The sequence below is a fragment of the Hyphomicrobium sp. 01T421 genome, assembly GCF_056398805.1.
Genome location: NZ_JBFTQC010000001.1, coordinates 968,888 through 990,533, shown reverse-complemented (window position 1 = coordinate 990,533; position 21,646 = coordinate 968,888). Strand labels below are relative to the sequence as shown.

At 59.5% G+C, this 21,646-nt stretch carries 17 protein-coding genes and 1 tRNA gene; 8 read left to right on the top strand and 10 right to left on the bottom strand.

Annotated elements, in window-relative coordinates; all coding sequences use genetic code 11:
• Positions 1–106: 106 nt before the first annotated feature.
• From uvrC to AC1DK3_RS04515, 6 genes are all read left to right on the top strand, one after another.
• On the top strand, positions 107–2,098 hold the full coding sequence (gene uvrC, locus AC1DK3_RS04540; RefSeq protein ID WP_477191086.1) for an excinuclease ABC subunit UvrC: 1,992 nt from the start codon (positions 107–109) through the stop codon (positions 2,096–2,098).
• 32 nt (positions 2,099–2,130) lie between these two features.
• The gene (locus AC1DK3_RS04535) at positions 2,131–4,872 is read left to right on the top strand and encodes a mechanosensitive ion channel domain-containing protein (RefSeq protein ID WP_477191085.1); all 2,742 of its coding nucleotides are present in this window, start codon (positions 2,131–2,133) and stop codon (positions 4,870–4,872) included.
• Between the two features lie 97 nt (positions 4,873–4,969).
• The gene (pgsA, locus tag AC1DK3_RS04530; RefSeq protein ID WP_477191084.1) at positions 4,970–5,557 is read left to right on the top strand and encodes a CDP-diacylglycerol--glycerol-3-phosphate 3-phosphatidyltransferase; all 588 of its coding nucleotides are present in this window, start codon (positions 4,970–4,972) and stop codon (positions 5,555–5,557) included.
• Positions 5,558–5,564: 7 nt separating this feature from the next.
• A complete protein-coding gene (moaD, locus tag AC1DK3_RS04525; protein ID WP_477191083.1) occupies positions 5,565–5,843 on the top strand; it encodes a molybdopterin converting factor subunit 1 in 279 nt (92 codons plus the stop codon).
• Position 5,844: 1 nt separating this feature from the next.
• Positions 5,845–6,312 (top strand): molybdenum cofactor biosynthesis protein MoaE, encoded by a 468-nt coding sequence (locus AC1DK3_RS04520; protein WP_477191082.1) that lies wholly within the window; start codon positions 5,845–5,847, stop codon positions 6,310–6,312.
• Positions 6,313–6,618: 306 nt separating this feature from the next.
• Positions 6,619–7,800 (top strand): N-acetylmuramoyl-L-alanine amidase, encoded by a 1,182-nt coding sequence (locus tag AC1DK3_RS04515; protein ID WP_477191081.1) that lies wholly within the window; start codon positions 6,619–6,621, stop codon positions 7,798–7,800.
• A gap of 605 nt (positions 7,801–8,405) precedes the next feature.
• Here AC1DK3_RS04515 and AC1DK3_RS04510 read toward each other — a convergent pair.
• The 3 genes from AC1DK3_RS04510 to AC1DK3_RS04500 form a co-directional block, all read right to left on the bottom strand.
• Positions 8,406–9,344, bottom strand: coding sequence for a diacylglycerol/lipid kinase family protein (locus AC1DK3_RS04510; RefSeq protein ID WP_477191080.1), 939 nt, complete (start codon positions 9,342–9,344; stop codon positions 8,406–8,408).
• 160 nt (positions 9,345–9,504) lie between these two features.
• On the bottom strand, positions 9,505–10,410 hold the full coding sequence (rpoH, locus tag AC1DK3_RS04505) for an RNA polymerase sigma factor RpoH (protein WP_477191079.1): 906 nt from the start codon (positions 10,408–10,410) through the stop codon (positions 9,505–9,507).
• A 177-nt stretch (positions 10,411–10,587) separates the two neighbouring features.
• Positions 10,588–11,640 carry an RluA family pseudouridine synthase gene (locus AC1DK3_RS04500; protein WP_477191078.1) on the bottom strand — a complete coding sequence of 351 codons (1,053 nt, stop codon included), beginning with the start codon at positions 11,638–11,640 and terminating at the stop codon, positions 10,588–10,590.
• Between the two features lie 34 nt (positions 11,641–11,674).
• Between AC1DK3_RS04500 and AC1DK3_RS04495 the strand changes: the two genes are divergently transcribed.
• Complete coding sequence (locus tag AC1DK3_RS04495) at positions 11,675–12,052, top strand: hypothetical protein (RefSeq protein ID WP_477191077.1); 378 nt, start codon at positions 11,675–11,677, stop codon at positions 12,050–12,052.
• Between the two features lie 127 nt (positions 12,053–12,179).
• Positions 12,180–12,255 (top strand) — tRNA-Glu (locus tag AC1DK3_RS04490).
• A gap of 556 nt (positions 12,256–12,811) precedes the next feature.
• Here the strand turns inward: AC1DK3_RS04490 and AC1DK3_RS04485 are convergent.
• The 7 genes from AC1DK3_RS04485 to AC1DK3_RS04455 form a co-directional block, all read right to left on the bottom strand.
• A complete protein-coding gene (locus AC1DK3_RS04485; RefSeq protein WP_477191076.1) occupies positions 12,812–14,215 on the bottom strand; it encodes a bifunctional folylpolyglutamate synthase/dihydrofolate synthase in 1,404 nt (467 codons plus the stop codon).
• Positions 14,196–14,819 (bottom strand): cyclodeaminase/cyclohydrolase family protein, encoded by a 624-nt coding sequence (locus AC1DK3_RS04480; RefSeq protein ID WP_477191075.1) that lies wholly within the window; start codon positions 14,817–14,819, stop codon positions 14,196–14,198. Before AC1DK3_RS04480 ends, AC1DK3_RS04485 begins: the two co-directional genes overlap by 20 nt.
• Before the next feature lie 236 nt (positions 14,820–15,055).
• Positions 15,056–15,949: a methylenetetrahydrofolate reductase [NAD(P)H] gene (metF, locus tag AC1DK3_RS04475; protein ID WP_477192873.1), complete on the bottom strand. Its 894-nt coding sequence runs from the start codon at positions 15,947–15,949 to the stop codon at positions 15,056–15,058.
• Positions 15,950–16,009: 60 nt separating this feature from the next.
• Positions 16,010–17,302, bottom strand: coding sequence for a bifunctional folylpolyglutamate synthase/dihydrofolate synthase (locus AC1DK3_RS04470; RefSeq protein WP_477191074.1), 1,293 nt, complete (start codon positions 17,300–17,302; stop codon positions 16,010–16,012).
• 61 nt (positions 17,303–17,363) lie between these two features.
• Positions 17,364–17,987, bottom strand: coding sequence for a cyclodeaminase/cyclohydrolase family protein (locus AC1DK3_RS04465; protein ID WP_477191073.1), 624 nt, complete (start codon positions 17,985–17,987; stop codon positions 17,364–17,366).
• Between the two features lie 110 nt (positions 17,988–18,097).
• The gene (locus tag AC1DK3_RS04460) at positions 18,098–19,780 is read right to left on the bottom strand and encodes a formate--tetrahydrofolate ligase (protein ID WP_477191072.1); all 1,683 of its coding nucleotides are present in this window, start codon (positions 19,778–19,780) and stop codon (positions 18,098–18,100) included.
• A 229-nt stretch (positions 19,781–20,009) separates the two neighbouring features.
• A complete protein-coding gene (locus tag AC1DK3_RS04455) occupies positions 20,010–21,617 on the bottom strand; it encodes an APC family permease (protein ID WP_477191071.1) in 1,608 nt (535 codons plus the stop codon).
• Between the last annotated feature and the right edge of the window lie 29 nt (positions 21,618–21,646).

Below are 21,646 nucleotides of genomic sequence, written 5' to 3'. Positions count from 1 at the left end.
CCCAATGTCCTAAAGAGCTTGCACACCACGCCCCTGAGGTGTTGATTTTGTGGCGCAAGCCCGATGCCTTGCTTGACCTCGGCGGCAGCCCAACTTTAGGTGCGCCATGACCGAAGAGCCGACAACAGTCACATCGCCGCCGGAAACGCCCGTAAAGACGGGGCCGGAAGTGATTGCCGCGTATTTGAAGCACCTGCCGCAGAGCCCAGGCGTCTACCGGATGCTCGATGTCGCAGGCGAGGTGATCTACGTCGGCAAGGCGCGCTCGCTGCGCGCCCGCGTCTCCAACTATTCACGCCTCAACGGCCATACGAACCGAATAGCTCGTATGATCCTTGCGACGGCATCAATGGAGTTCGTCACCGTCCGGACTGAGGCCGAAGCGCTTCTCTTGGAAGCGAATCTCATCAAGCGCTTCCGGCCGCGCTTCAACGTGCTGATGCGGGACGACAAGTCGTTTCCGTACATTCTCATCTGCCGCGACCATCCGGCGCCGGCCGTGATGAAGCATCGGGGTGCACGGAATCGCAAGGGCGACTACTTCGGCCCCTTCGCTTCGGCCGGAGCGGTCGGCCGCACGGTCAACATGCTGCAGCGGGCGTTTCTTCTGCGCTCGTGCTCCGACAGCGTCTACGAGAGCCGGACGCGGCCGTGCCTGCTCTATCAGATCAAACGCTGCTCGGCGCCGTGCACGGGCGAAATCGGTCTGGATGACTATGGGGTGCTCGTCGATGAGGCTCAGCGCTTCCTGAGCGGCGGCAGCCAGACGGTGCGCCGCATGTACCAAGACCTCATGCAAGAGGCCGCCGACAAACTCGAGTTCGAGACGGCTGCCAAATACCGGAACCGGCTCTGGGCCCTCGCTCACGTCACTGCGGATCAGTCGATAAATCCGGAAGGCGTCGAGGAAGCCGATGTCTTCGCCGCCTATCAGGATGGCGGGCAGACATGCATTCAAGTGTTCTTCTTCCGGACGGGCCAGAACTGGGGCAATCGCGCCTATTATCCGAAAGCCGACCGCTCGCTCAACGTCGAGGAAGTGCTCGATAGTTTCATCGCCCAGTTCTACGACGATAAGCCGGTACCGCGGCTGATCCTGCTATCGCACGACATTGCGGAGCGGGAGCTTCTCGCCGAGGCTTTGTCGACGAAGGCTGAGAGAAAGGTCGAAATCCGCGTGCCGTCGCGCGGGACGAAATCGACGATCGTCGAACATGCGCTCGCGAACGCGCGGGAAGCCTTGGGCCGGAAGCTCGCGGAAAGCTCATCGCAAGCGCGGCTTCTCGAAGGCATCGCCGAGCGGTTCGCGCTGCCCTCGGTTCCACGCCGCATCGAGGTGTTCGACAACAGCCACACCGGCGGTACGAACGCCGTCGGCGCGATGATCGTCGCGGGGCCCGAGGGCTTCGTTAAGGGCCAGTACCGGAAATTCAACATCAAGTCTCCGGATACGACGCCTGGAGACGATTACGCGATGATGCGCGAGGTACTGACGCGCCGGTTCAAACGGATCGCGGAAGCCGAGGTCATCGGCGAGATCGAATCCGAAGTCGCCGAGATCGAAGCGGACGTGGCGGGCGGACCGTTGGTGCCCGTCGTCGTCGCAGGAGACGATACCGTCGAGGATCGCGTGTTTCCGGACCGGCCGGATCTCGTTCTGATCGACGGCGGCCTCGGACAGCTTTCCGTCGCGCGCGAAGTGCTTGCCGGATTCGGCCTGCACGATATTGCGCTGATCGGCGTCGCGAAGGGGCCCGATCGCGATGCGGGCCGCGAGCATTTTCATATCCCCGGCCGCGACAGGCCGATCATGCTCGAAGCCAAGGACCCGGTTCTCTATTTCGTGCAGCGGCTGCGCGACGAAGCGCATCGCTTCGCGATCGGCACCCATCGGGCAAAGCGCGCGAAATCGCTTGGCGTCAATCCGCTCGACGAGATCGAAGGCATCGGCCCCACGCGCAAGCGGGCGCTTTTGAAGCACTTTGGCTCAGCGAAGGCCGTATCGCGGGCCGGTATCGAAGATTTGAAGGCTGTGGAGGGCATCTCCGCGGATATGGCCAAGAAAATCTACGACTTCTTCCACGAGCGGGCCGGGTAACGGGAATTATTTGAGTCTAGCCAGAAAGGCGCTTGCTGCCCTATTTTGGCGGCACTTGGGGGCCAAGGGCCTACTTCCCGATTGTCATTTCGCTGTTGTCATTCAAAGGTTCTGTTCTGCCGATGCTAAGACGTGCATTTGCGACCGTTGCGCTCGCCGTTCTTTTTGCCGTTCCGGGCGCTGTTGAGGCGCAGGAAGCATGGGCGCCGGCCGTCAAACCTGTCGCGGCTGCGAAGTCAGCGACACCTGCGCCGCATGGCACACCGGCAGCCGCGACTGCGCCCGCGGCAGGAGCCGGTGCGGCGAACGCGCCCGCGGCAGCGACGGCACCTGCAAACGCACCAGCGCAAACGTCACCGGCACAGGCAACACCGGCGCAAGCCGCGCCTGCAGAGCCCGCTGCGGCGAATGCTCCCGCGGACTCCCTCCCTGCTCCCGCTCAAGAGCCCGCAGCCGCCGCGCCGCCTGAGGCGCAGCCTGCGGCCGCTGCTGCTCCGCCGCCGCCACCTCCTCCGCCAGTTCTTACGCCGGAAGTCAGTTCGACGATCAGCAGCATTGTCGGCGACATGGACGGAGCGGAAAAAACGCTGTCGGCTATTTCAGGCGTCAACGCCGATCTCGGCCGGTTGCGCGACAACATCGACGGCGTGATCGCGAAGTCCACGCAGACGGCCGACGGGCTTCGCCCACGTCTTTCCGATCTCCACGTTCAGATCAAACGGCTTGGCGATCCGCCGGCTAAGGAGGCCGCGCCGGAGCCAGCCGCCGTTGCGTCCGAGCGGGCGCGGCTCGATGTGCAGGAAGCCGAGGTCTCAGGCGCGATCAAGACGCTCGAAGTGACGTGGTGGCGCGCGCGTCAGGCGATCGACAAGATCACCGAGCTCAGGCTGCAGATGTTTGTGCGCAGCCTGACGGAGCAGATGTCGAGCCCCCTGCTGCCAGCCTTCTGGAACGATATCGCGCGGCAACGGGCGAGCGTCCAATGGCGCCTTCAATACAATGCCGAGGACTGGTGGAATTCGATCAACAGGCAAAAAGGCAGCGTGCTCGTCCTCTATGCGGCAGCGATCGGCCTTTATCTGCTGTTGAAGGCGGTGGTGCTGTCGCTGACGCGCTACCGGCCCGGACCCAATGCAACCCCGCCGAGCTTCTTCCAACGGGCAGCATCGGCTTCATGGATTGCGCCGGTCCGCGCCATTCCAGGCATTGCGGCGGTCTTGCTGCTTTATGGCGGGCATGAATATCTGGGGCTGCTCTATTACCCGACCGCGGCGCCCGTCGGTGCGGCGTTTTTCAGGTACGCACTCGTTTTCACCGCGGTTTCGGCACTGATCATTTCCGTCTTCGCGCCCTACCGGCCCGAACGGCGCCTTATGGCTTTGTCCGATCGCAGTGCCCGGCGCATCACGACGCTGCTCATAATCCTGGCCCTGATCTATTCGATCGACCTCTTCCTTTCGAAGTTTGGGCAGATCCTCTACTTCCCGCTGTCGATGAGCGTGGCGCAATCGCTCTTTACGAGCCTTGCTTTCGCGTTCGTCCTGATCGGGCTGTTGCTGATGCCTTTCGAGTCGAACGAGACGACGCTGGCCAGGCCGGTCAGTCGCGGCGAGCCGGTTTGGTTCAAGCTGCCGCTCGGAATCGCCGCGGCCGCGATCATCGGCTGCTGCCTTTTCGGCTACATCGCGATGGCACGGTTCCTGTCGCAGCAGCTGGTCATGACCGGTGTCGTCGGCCTCGTCGCGGTGCTTCTCTACCTTGCCATTCGAGCGCTCACTCGCGGGAACACGACGTCTCGTGGCCAGATCAGCGTCATTCTCGAAGAGCGCATGGGATTCGACGAGGTTCGCCGCAAGCAGTTCGGCTGGCTGACCGAGGTCGTCCTCACGCTCGGCGTTGCGTTCGTCACCGTCCCGATTCTGCTTCTGCAATGGGGCTTTGCCGCGCCCGATATCCGGGACTGGCTGGAGCGATTGCTGTTCGGTTTCGAGATCGGACAGATACGCATCTCCATCGTCAAAATTCTTCTGGGCGTCGCGATCTTCGTCGGGCTCGTGTTCGTCACGCGCCTCATCCAGCGGCGGCTGCGCGATAACCTCCTCATCGCGCCGAGGATGGATGCCGGTATCGCGAATTCGATCGACACCGCGGTCGGCTACGCGGGCACGGGTCTCGCGGCCGTCATCGCCATCTCGTACGCCGGCTTCAACATCACCAATCTCGCCATCGTCGCCGGTGCGCTTTCCGTCGGTATCGGTTTCGGCTTGCAGTCGATCGTCAACAACTTCGTCTCCGGCCTCATCCTGCTCATCGAGCGGCCGATCAAGGTTGGCGATTGGGTCGTCGTCGGCAACGAGCAAGGGACGGTTCGAAGCATTTCCGTGCGGTCGACCGAAATCGAGACGTTCGATCGGGCGAGCCTCATTGTGCCGAATTCGGAGCTCATCACGGGCCGCGTGCTGAACTGGACGCACCGCAGCGCACTCGGGCGCGTGGTGCTGAAGTTCTCGGCCGGGCCGGACGTCGATCCGAGGCGGGTGCTGACCATTCTGACCGAGTGCGCCAATCGCCATCCGAGCATTCTGCGCGAGCCCGCGCCGATCGCGGTTTTCGAAGGCTATACGAAGGATACGACGGATTACACGCTCCGGGTCCTGCTGCCCGACATCACGCACGGGCTCAGGGTGCAATCCGACCTCAGGGTGGCGGTCTACGAAGCATTAAGGCGTTCGGGCATCGTCGGCACCTCGGCTTTGCCCGCGGTCGCCTCATGACAAGTGGTGCGGCTTTCTGCCCGGAGATTCACCATTGAGCATCCAGTGGGCCGTCCAGGGATTGACGGGCCCACTCCCCTGCGGCTAACCCAAAAACATGGACCACGTCGCGCACCGCTCGATTTCGACGAGCCTGCCCAATATCCTGACCTACGGCCGGATCGTGGCGGTACCCGTGCTCGCGGGCGTCCTGTTTTTCGGGACAGGCGAGTTTGCGCGGTGGCTGGCGTTTGCGATCTTTGTCGCTGCATGCCTGACCGACTGGCTGGACGGGTATCTCGCGCGGATCTGGGAGCAGCAGTCGAACCTCGGCCGCATGCTCGATCCGATCGCCGATAAGCTGCTCGTCGGGGCAACGCTCCTGATGCTCGTCTATACCGGCACGATCGGCGGCTGGGCGATCTGGGCGGGTCTCATCATCCTGTCGCGCGAAATTCTGGTTTCCGGGCTTCGCGAATTTCTCGCCGAGCTCAACGTCAAAATTCACGTCACGCAGCTTGCCAAGTGGAAGACGGCGGTTCAGTTCGTGGCGCTTGCCATGCTGCTCGTTGGACCGGCGGCGGAAGGCATCCTGCCCGGCACAACGACGGCGGGCGTTTTGCTTTTATGGATTGCCGCTCTTCTTACGCTGTTGACCGGCTATGACTATCTGAAAGCCGGCATTCGCCACGCTATCGATCGCTGATATCGCTATGACCGAAAAACCAAGCACCGGCGAAACTGTACTGCGCTATTTCGCGTGGCTGCGCGAGCGCACCGGCCTCAGCGAAGAGCGCCTGATACTGCCGGCGGATATCCTGACCGTGAGGGACCTGCTCCTCTGGCAGTCCCGTCGCGGTCATCCCTTCGATCAGGCATTCGCGAAGCCGGAAGCGATCCGCGTCGCGATCGACCATAGCCACGCAAAACCCGCCGCACAGATCGGCTCCGCGCGCGAGATCGCTTTCTTTCCTCCCGTGACGGGAGGCTAAGATGGCCGTTCGCGTTTCGGAGGCGGATTTCGATGTCTCGGAAGAAATGTCGCGGCTCGCCGCAGACGATACCGGAATCGGCGGCGTCTCCATTTTCGTCGGTAAGGTGCGCGGCGAAGCCGGGGCTGAGAAGCTCGTCTCGATGACGCTCGAACATTATCCCGGCATGACGGAAGCCGAGCTCGAGAGGATCGAAGCGGAAGCACGGCAGCGATTTCGTCTGTCGGCGTCGTTAATCATACATCGCGTCGGCGAGCTCAAGCCTGGCGACAATATCGTGCTGGTTATCGCGTGTTCGCCGCACCGCGGCGATGCGTTTGGTGCGACAGCGTTCCTGATGGACTACCTTAAGACGTGTGCGCCATTCTGGAAGAAAGAGACGCTCGTCAGCGGCACCACCCGATGGGTCGAAGCCCGCGAAAGCGATGACGAAGCGGCCGCGGCTTGGGTTTCAAACGGCAATAGCTGATTAGCTGCCGCCCAAAGCTTTCCTCGAAACCGCTAATTTTAGCTCTTAACGAGAGATTAACTGCTGTTGCCCGATAATCTTAATAACCTATTGCTCCGACCGCTAAAACGCCATCATCCCCGGGCACACAGAAGCCTCTGTGGCGCACTCGGATGGGTGGTGAGCGCGCCTAGGGGGATTGCACTTATGCGTTGCTCGGCTCGACGCTCAATATGCAGCGTCTTCGCAGCGGCTTTGGCCGCCGGCGCAGTGTGCCCGGCCCACGCTGGGAGCAAGGCCGCAGACACGACCGCTCAGAATTCCGATGTGCAGACCGCAGCCGTCTCGCCGGGCCCCGCGCCTAGGTCGGCCCAAAGCACCACGGGCACCCGCTTCGTCATCGGCCTCGAAAGCAAAGTCGACTATCAGGTCTTTGCACTTGCGAACCCGAACCGGGTTGTCGTCGAGCTGCCGGGCGTCAACGTTCGGCTTCCGACGCTCGAAGGAAAGCAGCCGGCGGGCCTCGTCAAAAGTTTTCGTGCGGGCCTCGCGGCACGCGGCAAAACGCGCGTCGTCATCGACGTCACCGAGCCGGCCGTGATCGAAAGTTCGAAGATCAGCAAAGACAAGGATGGCCGCTACCTCCTCTCTCTCGCGATCCTTCCCGCGGCCGCCGCACTTCCCGATCCCCGCAAATCACTGGCGAAGCCTTCGGCTCTCGGCGCATCCGACCTGCAGCCGCCCTCACCGCGGCTTGCCGAAACCCCGAGGGAACGAGCCGCAAAGGCTTACAAGCAGATCATCGTTCTCGATCCCGGTCACGGTGGGAACGATTCAGGCGCCATGAAATTCGGGACGGTCGAGAAGGAGGTCGTCCTCAAATTCGGCCTCGTATTGCGCGACCTTCTGGAAAAGACCGGCCGGTATAAGGTTTTGATGACGCGTAGCGACGACACATTCATTCCGCTCGACGAGCGGACGAAGTACGCGGAGCGCAACAAAGCAAACCTCTTCATTGCCATCCACGCCGACTACTCAGACAACGGCACGCGGGCGCGCGGCGCCACGATCTATTCGTTGCGCGACGGCGTCGCCAAATCGCTCGAACGCTCCGCGAAAGGCAACTCGGCGCAAATGGTTCTGTCGGCAGACGAGATCGATACGGTCAAGAGCGCTAACGGCGATGTCGGTACCGTCAAAGACATTCTCGCCGATCTCGCCAACCGCGATTTGGAAATGACGCGCGAACGCAGCGGCATGTTCGCGAAGACGGTCATCGAGAACATGGGCGAAAGCACTCCCCTTCGCCAAGAGCCCGAGCAGCAGGCTGCGTTCCGCGTTTTGAAGACGGCGCAGTTTCCTTCCGTTCTGATCGAGCTTGCCTACGTGACGAACCAGCAAGACGCCAGCAACCTGAAATCCGACGAATGGCGCGGCAAGGTTGCGCAATCGATCGCGACCGCGATCGACAATTACTTCTCACACGATATCGCGCGGCTTCCTATGTGAGCGTCTCACGACTCCCCTTAGGGGAGCCGGCCGCAAGGCGCGGAAATAATAAAAAAGAGGTCGGCTCATTGGAGCCGGCCTCTTTTTTTGCGTGGCAGGAGTTCGTCGCACCGACCCCTGCATGCATCAGTTACCTCCTACATGGAGGATATTTGTGCTGTTGTCGCCAGAGCAGAATCAGCCAGCGTCTCCTCGACAAATCGCGCGAGGAGTGGGCCCCGCTTGATCGGAGAAAACCGGTTGGCTGGTGACAGCGCTTCTGCATGAGGCACTCCATCTTCCAGGTGTCCGCCAACTCGCTCAGGAGAGCGAGTGTTCCGATATCGAGGCAACGCACGCGGACTCTCAGCACACGGGCTCGCTGAGCGGCGCGCTAACGTCTGAAGTTCGATGTCGGAAATGCGGAAAGGGTTGGATAGGTACGTGAAGCTGCCGAACCTGGACCAGAACGACGCTCCCTCGGGCAGCCCTATCCATTGCTGCCGCGCGCCATTCGAAGTCATCTGCCGGTCCATCTGGAACCGGTCCAGAGAAGAGAAGGGCATTGACCCTTGGTTCTCGCTCTGACGCTCGCACAAAGTTGTAAGGACACGCCTAACAACACTTCACACTTCATAGGCTAAGCGATTCGCATGACAATTCGTGAGATCAGCAACATAGCGGGGCGGGACAATCAGTCGAACTCGGGGACCGTCGGCACGAACGTCCACAGGAGACATTCCGCCCTCGTCTCCGTCGACCTGGAAATGTGTGGGTTCGCGCCTGCCGATCGTTGCGGCTTTGACCGGCAAAACGTGCACGCCCTTCGGCCTCGCCTCCGGCCGGGCAAGCCATCCCAGCGCCAGCGATAGCAGATTGGCTCCGATTGCCCGGCGAGAGCCTGCTTCCATCACGACGGCAATGAGCGTATCGCGCCCCAACCCGGCATCAGGGGCCAGCGTGAACAGGCTGCCGTAGCGGGTCGCAAACGACAGGATTATCCAGCTCGCTTCGAACTTTCGCCCGTCGAGCTCGACGTCGAAAACGGGGTGCGCCTCGGCAAATGTCCTGATGACGGGATAGACATAGGCGCCCCTGCCGAACACGCGTTTCGTCCGGTAATTGAGCTTCGCGACGACGCGCGCATCGAAGCCCGCGCCCAACATCAGGAAAAACGGTTCGCCGTTGGCGAGGCCGCCGCGCGTTTCGATTTGCTCGCCGGTCAAGAGTACGTCAGCGAGCGCTCGAACGCCTTTCGGCAGGCCGATCTCGCCCGCAAGCACGTTGCCGGTTCCCAGAGGAACGAGACCGACGGGCAGAATCGTTCCGGCCGCCCCCGTCGCCACGGCGCGGAATGTGCCGTCGCCGCCCGCCGCGATGACGGCGTCACAGGCGCCGCGTCTTGCCAAATCCGCAACGCGTTCCGAGGCTTCGGCAGAACTGCGTGCTGGGACCTGGAAGACTTCCGCCTTGCTATGGCGCAGGCGGCCGATCACGCCGTCGAGAAGGCGGGGAATGGCGACGCCGGCGGTCGAATTGAAAACGAGTGCAAACCGGCGGCGCATTGGTGGATCGCAATCCATAAGGCAATGGCGGCGCCAGGTCGGCGCCGCCATGTGAAGCTTACAGAGATAAGCGGGTATGCGCCTTAATCGATCCCGTCAAGCCCGGTACTGGCCCGGTACTGGGGGCCCGGTACTGGGCCGGTATCGGACCGATAATGCGTCAGTGGCGGGCACCTTCGAGAGCCGCAGGCGATTCCGCCTGCCGCGCTGTCGACGTTACCGCCTTCTGCACCTTTTCGAACGCCCTGACCTCGATCTGCCGGATGCGCTCGCGGCTGACGCCGAACTCTTCCGACAACTGCTCGAGCGTTGCCGGGTCTTCTGTCAGCCTTCGAGCCTCGAACACCCGGCGCTCGCGATCGTTCAGGACTGCCATGGCCGACGAGAGATACGACTTACGCCGTTGCAGCTCTTCGTCCTCGACGAGGCGGTCTTCCTGGGTCGGGCTATCGTCAACGAGCCAATCCTGCCATTCGCCCGATTCCGATTCAGCGCGAATGGGCGCGTTGAGGGATGCGTCGCCACCGAGGCGGCGATTCATATTCACCACGTCTTCCTCGGGCACGCCGAGCTTTGTCGCGATCGTCTTGACGTGCTCGGGCTTCAGATCTCCGTCATCGAGCGCCTGGAGCTGGCTTTTCGCGCGCCGCAAATTGAAGAAGAGCTTCTTCTGCGCCGCGGTGGTGCCCATCTTCACGAGGCTCCACGACCGCAGGATGTACTCTTGAATTGACGCGCGAATCCACCACATCGCATATGTTGCGAGGCGAAAGCCCTTGTCGGGATCGAAGCGTTTGACGGCCTGCATCAAGCCGACGTTTCCTTCGGATATGACTTCGCCGATCGGCAAGCCGTAGCCGCGATAACCCATCGCGATGCGCGCGACGAGACGCAAGTGCGACGTCACGAGTTTTTCGGCGGCGTCCGAATCCTGGTGTTCCTGCCAGCGCTTGGCGAGCATAAATTCCTCGTTCGGCGCAAGCATCGGGAATTTGCGAATCTCTTCCAGATACCGAGTGAGGCCGAGCGAACCGCCGGCCAGTGACGGAAGACCTTTAGATGCCATTGCCCTCTGCCGGACCTTCTCCCGTTTCCGGTTCGGTCCGTGCTCCCTTCAGATTGTGGGAGTCTATACGCTCCCCCAACGTCTGATGTTACATAGTAGTGAAATCTAGGAATTCACTAGGGGTTCCCGTCACTTCGTCTTGAACGACCGTGACGATAACCCACATATCCAAGCCACCTACTTCAAACGACGGCCGCGCTTCTTTTCCGTCGTTTTGTCTTGGGTAGGCTTCAACGCCTCTCCAAGCTGTTTAAGGTCGGCTGGCAATTTACTGCTAAACTTAAGCTTTTTGCCCGAAATCGGATGTTCGAACTCCAGTTCGGCGGCGTGAAGCGCCTGTCGCGTCAGGCCTGACGCCGCGTCTTTCGCCTCGCCGCGGAGCGACCCGATGCGTGTTTTAAAGCCGGCGCCATAGGTCGGATCTCCCAGAACCGGATGGCCGATATGCGCCAGATGCACGCGGATTTGATGCGTCCTGCCCGTTTCCAGCACCAACCGTAGGAGCGACACGTCGCCTCCGGGCGTTTCTCCTGGAAATACGTCGATCACCTCATAGTGGGTCTTGGCGCTGCGGCCGACCATGCCTCGCGTTACCGCGATTTTCATCCGGTTGGCGCGGCTTCGTCCGAGGCGGGCATCGATTGAACCGGCCGGCAGCGAAAGCTTGCCCCATACGAAAGCCAAATAGCTGCGATAGAGCCGACCGTCGCGGCCGTGGCTTTGGAACTGCTCCGCCAAGCCCTGGTGCGCCGCGTCCGACTTGGCAACCACGAGCAGGCCCGATGTATCCTTGTCCAGCCGATGCACGATGCCGGGCCGCTTGACGCCGCCAATACCAGAGAGGCTATCTCCGCAATGGGCGATCAAAGCGTTGACCAGTGTTCCCGACGCGTGCCCGGCTGACGGGTGCACGACGAGGCCGGCCGGCTTATCGATCACGATCAGATCGTCATCTTCGTAGACGATATCGAGCGGCACATCCTCGCCCTCGACGCCGGTATCTTCCGCCTGCGGCAGGGTGACTGTATAAACGGCGCCCGGTTTGACCGGTGTGCGCGGCTCCCCTATCGTCTCGCCCGCGCGGACGTGGCCATCGCGTATGAGAGACTGGACACGGGCGCGGCTCACCCCATCAATCTTCGAGGCGAGCCAACGATCGAGCCGTTGGCCGGCATCGTCGGGGCCTGCGACAACCTCGATGATGCTCTGTTTTTGTTCGTCGATGGGCACGGGCGCTCGTAACTATCAGAAAGAAATTCTCGTGATGACTAACGATCAGCCGCAGACATCCTCGGCCGACTTGATGCGCGAACAGCGCCTCCAGCGCAATCTCAAGATCGTCGTCGGTGGACTTGCCGCGCTTATTCTCGTCGGGCTCGGAGCCGTCGCGGTGAAGGTGGTTGGTCTCTCGACGGGGGGATCAAGCGGCGCACAAACGTCGCGGACTGTCACCGTTTCGCCCGGTGCGACGCTTTCGCTGGAAATTCCAAAGGGCGCGCGGATCGTGTCGGTTTCATTATCGGGCAACCGGCTCGCCGTCCACCACGAGGGACCGAGCGGCCCGGGGATTGCGATCGTCGACATCGAAACAGGGCAACGTGTGGCCGAAGTGAAGCCGGTGGAATCGGTGCCGCGCAATTAGCAGGCCCTTCATGGGCTTGCCGTTTCCTTTCCGGCGCGAGTGTCGTTCTCGCCTGCTCAGGTTGTAATTGCCATGCGCTTCAGGGCTTGATCGACTGCCAACACTCGACTACACGTCCTTTGCGCCTGCCCCGTTCGTCTAGTGGCCCAGGACACCCGCCTCTCACGTGGGCAACAGGGGTTCGAGTCCCCTACGGGGCGCCAGTCTGTCCAAGACGGACTTTTTGCCAAGCATTTCACCGCACTAGGTTTGGTAGGCAACTTCCGCAGCGCACTCAGTGTGACCTAGCGAGAGCTGCTAAAATCTTACCCACTTATTCACCCCACGAAATCGTGGAGGTCTACACCTTTCCGTTTCGAGCCAACTCGATGCGTTGCGAACACCCAGCTTCTGGTGTGGTTGGCGAAGTTGGAAATCGCTTCGCGATGAAGGCAATTCCTCTGCTTCATTGGGGCCGTCTCCAAGCCCGACTTCATGCTGTCGGAGATGATGGGCATCTACGAAGACCTGAACGTGGTAGCTCAGGTCACCCGACGCTCGCCCGCCCAGCAATACCGGTGGGACATTCGTCAGAACCATCCGTCAGCTGATTAACGCGTTGAGCGACGATTGCCGAACACCAATGCAAGCATGAAAAAAGCTGGGAGCAATGCTCCCAGCCAAGTTCGAGCACAACTCCACGTGTGTGCTCTGGGACAACCCGTCGAGAAAAATTAATTGGCGCGATTGCGTTGGCCGGGTCGCGTTACCAGGTCCATCTCAGGCGACGCCGGCGGCTTTGATCAACGCCGCTACGACACTCGACGTTTCATGCTTTCGCAGAAAACGTCCATGTAATTTCAGCGCGTGACCCGCGAGATAAAGCGAGCCGCAAATCAACACACGTGGCGCTGGCCGCGCTTGTACCTGTGACAGCAGGAGAGCTTGCCTGATGCCGGTAGCGGCCGTAGCACGCAAACCATGTTTGCGAGCGATCGAAGAAAGCTTTTCGGCGTCGAATGACCCGACTTCTCCTGGGATCTTCACGGTAAATATATGATCTACGCGATCCTTCAACGCTGCCACGGAGGATTCGGCGTCCTTAGATTCCATCATTCCCCAAACCAAATGCACCGGACCATCTTTTCGCCAGCCGAGCTCTTCGACTGACCGGGCAATTACGTTTGCACCCGCCAAGTTGTGGCCGCCATCCAGCCAGATCTCGGTGCCCTCATTCACAAAGGTATGAAGGTTGCCTTCTGAGAGACACTCGAGACGAGCAGGCCAGGACGCCGTTCTCATGCCTCGCCAAAGTCCGTGCTTTTTAAGTCCGCGACCGAAAACAGCCCTAGCGGCAGCAACCGCCACAGCTGCATTTTCAATTTGGTGAGGCCCCTTGAGGTTAGGCAGCGGCAATCTGAGTTGCACGCGGCCTTCTTCGAACAACCAAGGATCCTGAGGGAACGACGCTCGAAATTCTCGACCGAAAACCTTAAGCGGCACGTTCAAAATTTTGGCCCGCTCTTCGATAACGGATAGAGCTTCCACGGGTTGAGGACCAACAATGCACGGCACTCCGAATTTTAGGATGCCGGCTTTCTCTCGAGCGATTGAAGCAAGAGATGATCCTAGAAATTCCATATGATCATAAGAAACGGGAGTGATAACCGTCGCTTTAGGTGAAGCCACTACATTGGTTGCATCAAAGCGTCCGCCAAGACCCGTCTCGAGAAGCAAGAGATCGGCGGGAATGGCCGCAAAAGCTACAAACGCCGCAGCCGTCGTGATTTCGAACAAAGTGATTGGCTGACCGGCATTGACACGCTCCACTTCGGAGAGACACTCAATGAGAAACCCTTCAGAAATCGGCGAACCACCGCCGAAGCCGCCGATCACAATGCGTTCGTTGAAGGAAACAAGATGAGGCGACGTATAAGCGTGCACGCGCTGGCCGAGCGACTCGCCGATTGCGCGCAAGAATGCGATTACCGAGCCCTTGCCGTTTGTGCCCGCGACGTGGACGACAGGCGGCAATTTTCGCTCCGGATTTCCAAGCTTTGCGAGAAGGCTTAGAATTCGATCAAGCGAGGGATCAATTGTCCGAGGGTGCAGTGTGTTTAGGCGCTCGAGAAGCCTCGCGCTCCCCAGTTCGATTCCGCGCTTTTCAAAGCTGTTCGATAACATGCTTGTAAACCGTGTGTTGAAATTTTCGGCCCTCTGCCAGAAGTCCCGTCACCCGGTCCGTCATTTCCCTTTTGTACTTCTCGTCCTTGATCGGAGGGAGGTTGAGTTGGACGTTCATGATTGCGCCCTCCAGACCGGCGAGCGCTTGCTGGCCGGCTACTCCAAGCTCGCCAATGGCATCAGCGTTGGCTTTCCCCGCGATCTTATTTGCAAAGAAAACGACGTCGCGGCATTCCCTCGCAATACTCAAGGGCGATTGCACAGCTTCTTTGTAGGCTCTCTCAATTTCGGCAGCGCGAATCTGCTTTTCGTCGTCCGTGCCGTTGGGCATTTTAAGGGCCGCCATCACGCCGTTGAAAGCTTCGGCGTCAAGATCAACGCGCTTTAGGAGACTTGCCGAAAGCGCTTCAGTTTTTTCCAAGGCATCAGTGAGCGTATTTGCATATTGCTCATATTCTTTGCGCCCGATGCTCAGCCGGCAAACCATAGCCACGAGACTTGCCGCCAACGCACCCGACAAGGCTGCGACGCTTCCTCCACCCGGTGTTGGCGCATCCGAGGCAAGGACCTTGCAGAATTTTTCGGCCGATTGCTTCACCAACATTCAGTTTCCTTCCGTCAACCCGTCACTCTTAGCCTTTTTTAATTAATTGCGCAATTAACTTACGGCCTTTGATGGCTCATCGCCTTGGCAATTTCCTCGGTCATCTTCTTGGCATCGCCCAGCACCATCACGGTGTTGTCGCGATAGAATACCGAGTTGTCGATGCCGGCATGTCAGCAACAATGGTTGCTATAGGCCGCTCGACGCGATTTCAACGCCGCGTATAGGCATTCGCTTCATGCTTCTTCTGCGGCCCGCAAGCCGAGCATATGGCAAATTCCGTAGACGAGGTCCGCGCGATTGAGCGTGAAGAAGTGAAATTCCGTGACGCCCCGATCCACGAGGCCCAGAACCTGCTCCGCAGCAAACGCCGCTGCCGCTAGACGATGCGTCTCGGGATCGTTTTCCAATCCCTCAAAACGGCGCGCCAACCAGCTCGGGATGCTGACCCCGCAGCGCGCAGCAACCGCCGCGACCCGCTTGAAATTATGGATGGGCAGAATGCCTGGAATGATCGGCGCCGCCACTCCTCGTGTTCTCGCCTGCTCTTCAAATCGGAAGAACAGATTGTTGTCGAAAAAGAACTGCGTGATGATCCGATCTGCCCCCGCATCGACTTTGTTCTTCAGGGTAGCGATATCAGCCGCAACAGTCACCGATGCTGGGTGCTTCTCCGGGTAACCGGCAACCGTGATCTCAAAGTTTGCAATGCCTTTCAGGTCGGCAACCATTTCGCAGGTGTACTCATAGTCGTCAGGACCTGGCTCATAAGGATCGCCTGCGGGTGCGTCTCCCTGAAGAGCGACCAGCTGCCGAACGCCTAGGTTCCAGTACGCCGCGGCGGTTTCAGCAATCTCCTGGCGGGTGTTCCCAACGCGTGTGAGATGAACCGCTGGCGCCAGAGTCGTTTCACGAAGAATTCGCTCAACGGTTAGACGAGTGCGTTCTCGCGTCGCCCCTCCAGTACCAGAAGTTACCGCGACGCTCGTCGGCCTCAACGGACCAAGCCTGTCAATCGAGCGCCACAGTGATTTTTCCATCGCCGCGGTCCTCGGCGGAAAAAATTCGAAGGAAACATCGATGTCTCCCTGTCCGAGGAACCGGCTCGCCCGTTGTGTTGGCGGCACGATGCGCGGCATTTCGGGCGGCAAGTCCGACTTTCGTATCATGCTCACGTGCTCTCCACTTTCCTACCGCACGCCTTGCGTCAGATCCGATGCATGCTCGAACTTGAGAACATGGCCTGCGAGGTAAAGTGAACCGAATATGAGGACGCGACCCGGCTCACTCATGGCTGCTTTGGAAAGCAACAGAGCGTGGAGAAGGCCTTGCGTGGGAACAACAGGAAAGCCCTCCGTCTCGGCAATCTCTGCAAGAGCGCTAGCCGAAAAGGCGTTCTCTTCGCCGGGGATCGGGACCGTGTAAACACGCGAGACGCGCCCCTGAAAATGCCGAAGGACAGAGGCCGCATCCTTGGTTTCCATCATGCCCCAGATCAAATGCACTTCCCTGGGATCTCTGACATTCAAGGCGTCGAGATGCGCCGCGACGGCTGCGCCACCCGCTGCATTGTGACCTCCGTCGAGAAAAAGCTCCGTGTTCGGCCCTAAGTACGTCTGATACGGCTCTTTATTCAGGCGTTGCAGTCGCCCCGGCCACGATGCCGTGGAAAGCCCCTGTTCGAGCGCGTCGAGCGAGAGCTTTTGATTGAAAAGAAGGCTCGCCGTGGCGATAGCCGTTCCAGCATTGTCGATCTGGTGCGCGCCTTCTAGACGGGGTAGCGGGAGATTGATCATGCGCGTATGCGACTCGAATATGAGCCGGCCGCCGCGCTCGAAGACATCGAAGTCGCGGCCGAAGACATGCAATTGGGCGCCAACTTCAGCCGCCTTCGCCTCGATGACTGCTAGCGCCTCCGGTTCCTGCCGACCAACGATGCAGGGTACACCAGGCTTGAGGATGCCTGCCTTTTCGGCGGCGATAGAGGCCAAGGTATTCCCGAGGAACGAGACATGATCAATGGAAATGGGAGTGATCACTGTGGCCCGAGGTGATTGGACCACATTGGTCGCATCAAGCCGCCCACCCAACCCTGTTTCGAGCAGAAGAAGATCGGCGTTCTCCTGGGAGAAGGCGACAAAGGCAGCAGCTGTGGTGATCTCAAAATGAGTAATGGGCTGATTGCCATTGACGCTCTCTACGAGAGACAGACATTCAATCAGTCTCTCCTCCGAAATCGGCGCGTGCCCATCCTCTTGCGCAAGACCAATGCGCTCGTGGAAAGATACGAGGTGTGGCGACGTGTACGTGTGCACACGTCGTCTTTGGGCTTCGGCAATTGCTCTCACAAACGCGACAAGCGAGCCCTTCCCGTTCGTACCAGCGACATGCACGACCGGTGGAAGACGGCGCTCGGGATTTCCGAGCGCCGCGAGCAATCTTGTCATTCGATCGAGCGATAGATCGATGGTCTTCGGGTGCAACCCGGTGAACCTCTCGAGCAGAATCTTGCTGCTAGGAAGCCGAGCGAGCGCACTAACCGCCTTAAAGTTTTTCGCTGACGAAGTTGTAGACATCATCCTTAGCCTCGCGACCGCACTTGAGAAGTTGAGAAACCTCGTCCGAAGTTGCGGAGTTGAATTGCTCATCTTTGATGGACGGCAGGTTGATCCTGACGTTCATGATTGAGCCTTCGAGACCCGCATAGGCCTGTTGCGCCGCGACGCCGAGATCGCTTAGGGCATTGGGATTGGTTTTTCCCAAGAGCCTTTTGGAGAGATTGAGCACGCTGACGCACTCGCGTGCGATGGAGAGGGGCGACTGGACGGCGTCCTTGTATCCAGTCTGGATCGCCTCGGTGCGCTTCTGCTTCTCGGCATCGGTCGCCTTCGGCAACTTGAATGCCGCCATAACTGAATTGAAGGCTTCCGTGTCGAGATCGACGCGGCGCATGAGGCCAGTTGCAAGCCCATCGGCCTCAAGCAGACCGGTTTTGATTTCTTGCGCGTGAACCTCAAGATCCTTCCTGCCGATACTCAGGCGGCACACCATTGCTACAAGCTCAGCGCCAAGTGCGCCTGACAGAGCAGCCACACTGCCGCCTCCAGGTGCTGGAGCATCGGACCCGAGTACATCGCCGAATTCCTCGAGCGTCATCTTAACGAGCATTTCTTTCCTCCTGGTTTGGTCGGCGCCCCCTCAGAAGCGCCGACGTCTGTTTGACAGTTGTTCGCAACCGTTCATCTCCGCAGCGCAACTGCGGAAGTTGCTTTGCGACCTCAGAACAAGCCTTCGATGTCGCCTTTTTCGTTGAGCCGAATGGTTTCTGCTGCAGGCACGCGCGGAAGGCCCGGCATGGTCATGATCTCTCCGCAGATCCCAACGACGAACCCAGCGCCTGCCGAGAGACGGACTTCGCGAAGGGGTAAGGAGAACCCTGTCGGCGCACCGCGCTTGTTTGGATCGGTCGTGAAGGAATACTGCGTCTTAGCCATGCAGACGGGGAGATGGCCGTAGCCGTCTTGCTCCCATTGTTTCAGCTGGTCGCGGATCTTCTGGTCAGCCACCACGCACTCTGCGCGATAGATCTCACGCGCTATGGTTTCGATCTTTTCAAAGAGCCCGAGTTCGTCGGAATACAGCGGCTTGAAAGCAGCCGATCCAGAAGCGCAGAGCTCGACCACCTTTCGTGCAAGGTCTTGAGTGCCTTCAGACCCATCCTGCCAATGTTTGCAGACGATGGCCTCGGAGCCCTGAGTGGCGACATATCGCTTGAGAGCTTCGATTTCGGCAGGCGTGTCCTTGGAAAAATGATTGATTGCAACGACGGCAGGGACGCCGAACTTTCGCACGTTCTCCAAATGACGTCCGAGATTTACGCAACCCTTCTCGAGTGCTGCGACGTTCTCGGTACCAAGGTCCTCTTTCTTGACCCCGCCATTCATCTTGAGTGCGCGAACGGTTGCAACGATGACAGCAGCCGATGGCGCCAGTCCTGCTTTGCGGCATTTGATGTCGAAGAATTTCTCCGCCCCGAGGTCGGCGCCGAAGCCTGCTTCCGTCACCACGTAATCTGCAAGCTTCAAAGCCGTGCGGGTCGCCATCACGGAGTTGCAGCCGTGCGCGATGTTGGCGAAAGGCCCGCCATGCACAAACGCCGGATTGTTCTCGAGCGTCTGCACGAGGTTCGGCATCAGCGCGTCCTTCAGCAGAACTGTCATTGCGCCGTCTGCCTTAAGGTCACGGCAATAGACTGGCGAACGGTCGCGCCGATAGGCAACGATCATGTCGCCGAGTCGCTTTTGGAGATCCTTGCGATCTTTGGCGAGGCACAAGATTGCCATGACTTCGGACGCCACGGTGATGTCGAATCCGGCGAGCGCCGGATAGCCGTTTGCAGGGCCCCCGAGTGAGGTCACAATCTCGCGAAGTGCGCGGTCGTTCATGTCGAGCACACGCCGCCAGGCAACTCGGCGCGTGTCTATATCCAGCTCATTGCCCCAATAGATGTGATTGTCGATCAACGCGCTGAGCAGGTTGTGGGCGCTGGTGATGGCATGGAAATCACCAGTGAAATGGAGGTTGAGGTCCTCCATAGGCACGACCTGGGCATAGCCGCCACCAGCGGCGCCACCCTTCATGCCGAAGCACGGACCGAGCGACGGCTCACGCAAACAAATCATAGCTTTTTGGCCGATGCGGTTCAGGCCGTCTCCGAGTCCGACAGTTGTCGTGGTCTTGCCCTCGCCGGCTGGCGTTGGGGAAATTGCGGTCACCAGCACGAGGTGTCCATCAGGACGTGACTGAACTTCATCGATGAATTCGAAACCGACCTTCGCCTTATGCGGACCGAAACGCAGCAGCTGCGATTCGGGAATCCCGGCCTTCTCTGCGACCTTCTCAATCGGTTGCAATTTTGCGGCGCGCGCCACTTCGATGTCGCTGCCTACTATCTTGACCATCTCGTGTATTCCTCAAGTTGCGTTAGTTCTCGGCGGCAGGGCGCTAGAGGGGTTTCCGGACGCGGAAGCCTCTTTCGCCATGCGCAGTTGTTTTCAAAGAGAAGCGAAGATGCGACATCGATCACCGGACAAGAACCGGGAAGACGCCCTGCGGAACCGAAGCCGCATCTTCGTCAGTACGTCACCCAGAAGATGACGTAGGCCGCCGATCTCACGAATGGACCCGCGATCAGCTCCCCCAGAAGATCTGGTACCCGATCAATATTGCGAGCGCATTGCCGGCAAGCGCGAGATAAGGAAGGATGCCTGCTCGGGTAGGAGTGAGTTCGGTCTCGCCTGGCGGGATCAGATCCGACAGCATATAGTCGGGAAACTTGCCGCCGTCGGTTACGTAGTGCCGGTAAAGGAAGACCGGCACGGCGGCAAACAGGACCGTAAAGCCGAGAGGAAGCACTCCATCCCCCCACACGTTCGCACCAGCGCCGATCAAGAAGGCGTTCACAAACGATAGGCATCCCACAACGACCAACCAGAACATCGAAGCGCGATACGGCCGTTTGGAACGCGGATTGTCAATGCGGTGAATCCATGCCGCACTCATGTTGAGTGTGTGGAACATCAAGTAGTTGACGGCGGAAACAGCAAGCACGAACAGATAGTCAGACATGAGCAGAAGAAAGGCATTGAAAAAGAGGTCTACCCACATTGCGCGAGTGGGGACACCGTGCTCGTTGAGGTGGTCAAGGTATTTCGGAAACCAGCCATCATGTGCTCCCTGATAAAGGGTTCTGGCAGAGTCCGCCATGGCCGTCATCACCCCCAGCAGAAGGCTGAAGATCAGCATCACAACCAGCAGGTTGGTGAAGAATGGGCCAGCTCCAACTAGGCTGGCGAACGCAGCGCCTACACCTTCTCCACTTTGGATCCCCGGTGACAGCATGCCTTCGGTCCCCAAGCCCCCTTGGAATACGAAGGATACGAGGGCGTATACGACCAGGCAGATCACACCAGTCCAGATGATCGCCTTTGGCCCGCCCGTTTCTGGATCGCGCATCTCGCTCATAAAACAGACCGAACTTTCGGCAGCGTATGCCGACCAGGCGGCTATAAACAAACCGCCGAAGAACAGCTTCCACCCGTCAAAGTCCCAGGCTCCATTTAATGGTACGAACGGCGTGAAGTGCTCCATCGTGACTTTGCCGCCAAACAACGGCAGGAAGCAAACGAGGACCAGCGGGAAGAGCCCACCAAGAGTCAGCGCGATCTGAACGCGTGCGGTTCTCGTGATCCCGGCATGTTGAATAGCCCAGATCGTCAACATGATGAGGGTGCCAAGAACGAATTGCATGTTGAGGCGGAGAGTCAGACCCGGCTTGATCGCGTTCAGATCGACGAGTGTGAAACTCCAAGTGTTCAAGACGTGATCCGGCGGGACGAAGACCGAAAGCACGTAGCCTGCCCCCAAACCAGAGCCGATAGCAAGGATCGGGCTGTATGCGATCCAGTTGCCCCAGACGGACATCGGCGCAACGACTTTAACGTGCCGGATCCAGGCGGTTGCACCATAGTTCGCGGTTCCGCCGGATTTGTTTGGCATCATCGCCGCCATTTCGGCATAGACAAACGTGGCTATCAACCCGATCGTAGCAGAGACCGTCCAAACCAGCGGTGACACGGTTCCGGTGACCGCGGAAATCCCCCCGAGACTGAACATCACCAGCGCGCACGCGCCTAGTGCAATGAAAACGACTTCCCACCAGCTTACCGCTCGAACCATATTTTCTTTGTGCGATGATGACACTATGACGTGTTCAGGATTCGCAGCTTTAGAATCCATCTGATTTTCCTCCCATAGTTGCCGGCCCT

Coding starts and splice junctions, on each gene's coding strand:
- pgsA (WP_477191084.1), top strand. CDS start 4,970: ATGGACCACGTCGCGCACCGCTCGATTTCGACGAGCCTGCCCAATATC.
- AC1DK3_RS04495 (WP_477191077.1), top strand. CDS start 11,675: ATGACTAACGATCAGCCGCAGACATCCTCGGCCGACTTGATGCGCGAA.
- AC1DK3_RS04480 (WP_477191075.1), bottom strand. CDS start 14,819: ATGTTGGTGAAGCAATCGGCCGAAAAATTCTGCAAGGTCCTTGCCTCG.
- AC1DK3_RS04465 (WP_477191073.1), bottom strand. CDS start 17,987: ATGCTCGTTAAGATGACGCTCGAGGAATTCGGCGATGTACTCGGGTCC.
- AC1DK3_RS04455 (WP_477191071.1), bottom strand. CDS start 21,617: ATGGATTCTAAAGCTGCGAATCCTGAACACGTCATAGTGTCATCATCG.
- AC1DK3_RS04460 (WP_477191072.1), bottom strand. CDS start 19,780: ATGGTCAAGATAGTAGGCAGCGACATCGAAGTGGCGCGCGCCGCAAAA.
- uvrC (WP_477191086.1), top strand. CDS start 107: ATGACCGAAGAGCCGACAACAGTCACATCGCCGCCGGAAACGCCCGTA.
- moaD (WP_477191083.1), top strand. CDS start 5,565: ATGACCGAAAAACCAAGCACCGGCGAAACTGTACTGCGCTATTTCGCG.
- AC1DK3_RS04485 (WP_477191076.1), bottom strand. CDS start 14,215: ATGTTATCGAACAGCTTTGAAAAGCGCGGAATCGAACTGGGGAGCGCG.
- rpoH (WP_477191079.1), bottom strand. CDS start 10,410: ATGGCATCTAAAGGTCTTCCGTCACTGGCCGGCGGTTCGCTCGGCCTC.
- AC1DK3_RS04520 (WP_477191082.1), top strand. CDS start 5,845: ATGGCCGTTCGCGTTTCGGAGGCGGATTTCGATGTCTCGGAAGAAATG.
- AC1DK3_RS04510 (WP_477191080.1), bottom strand. CDS start 9,344: ATGCGCCGCCGGTTTGCACTCGTTTTCAATTCGACCGCCGGCGTCGCC.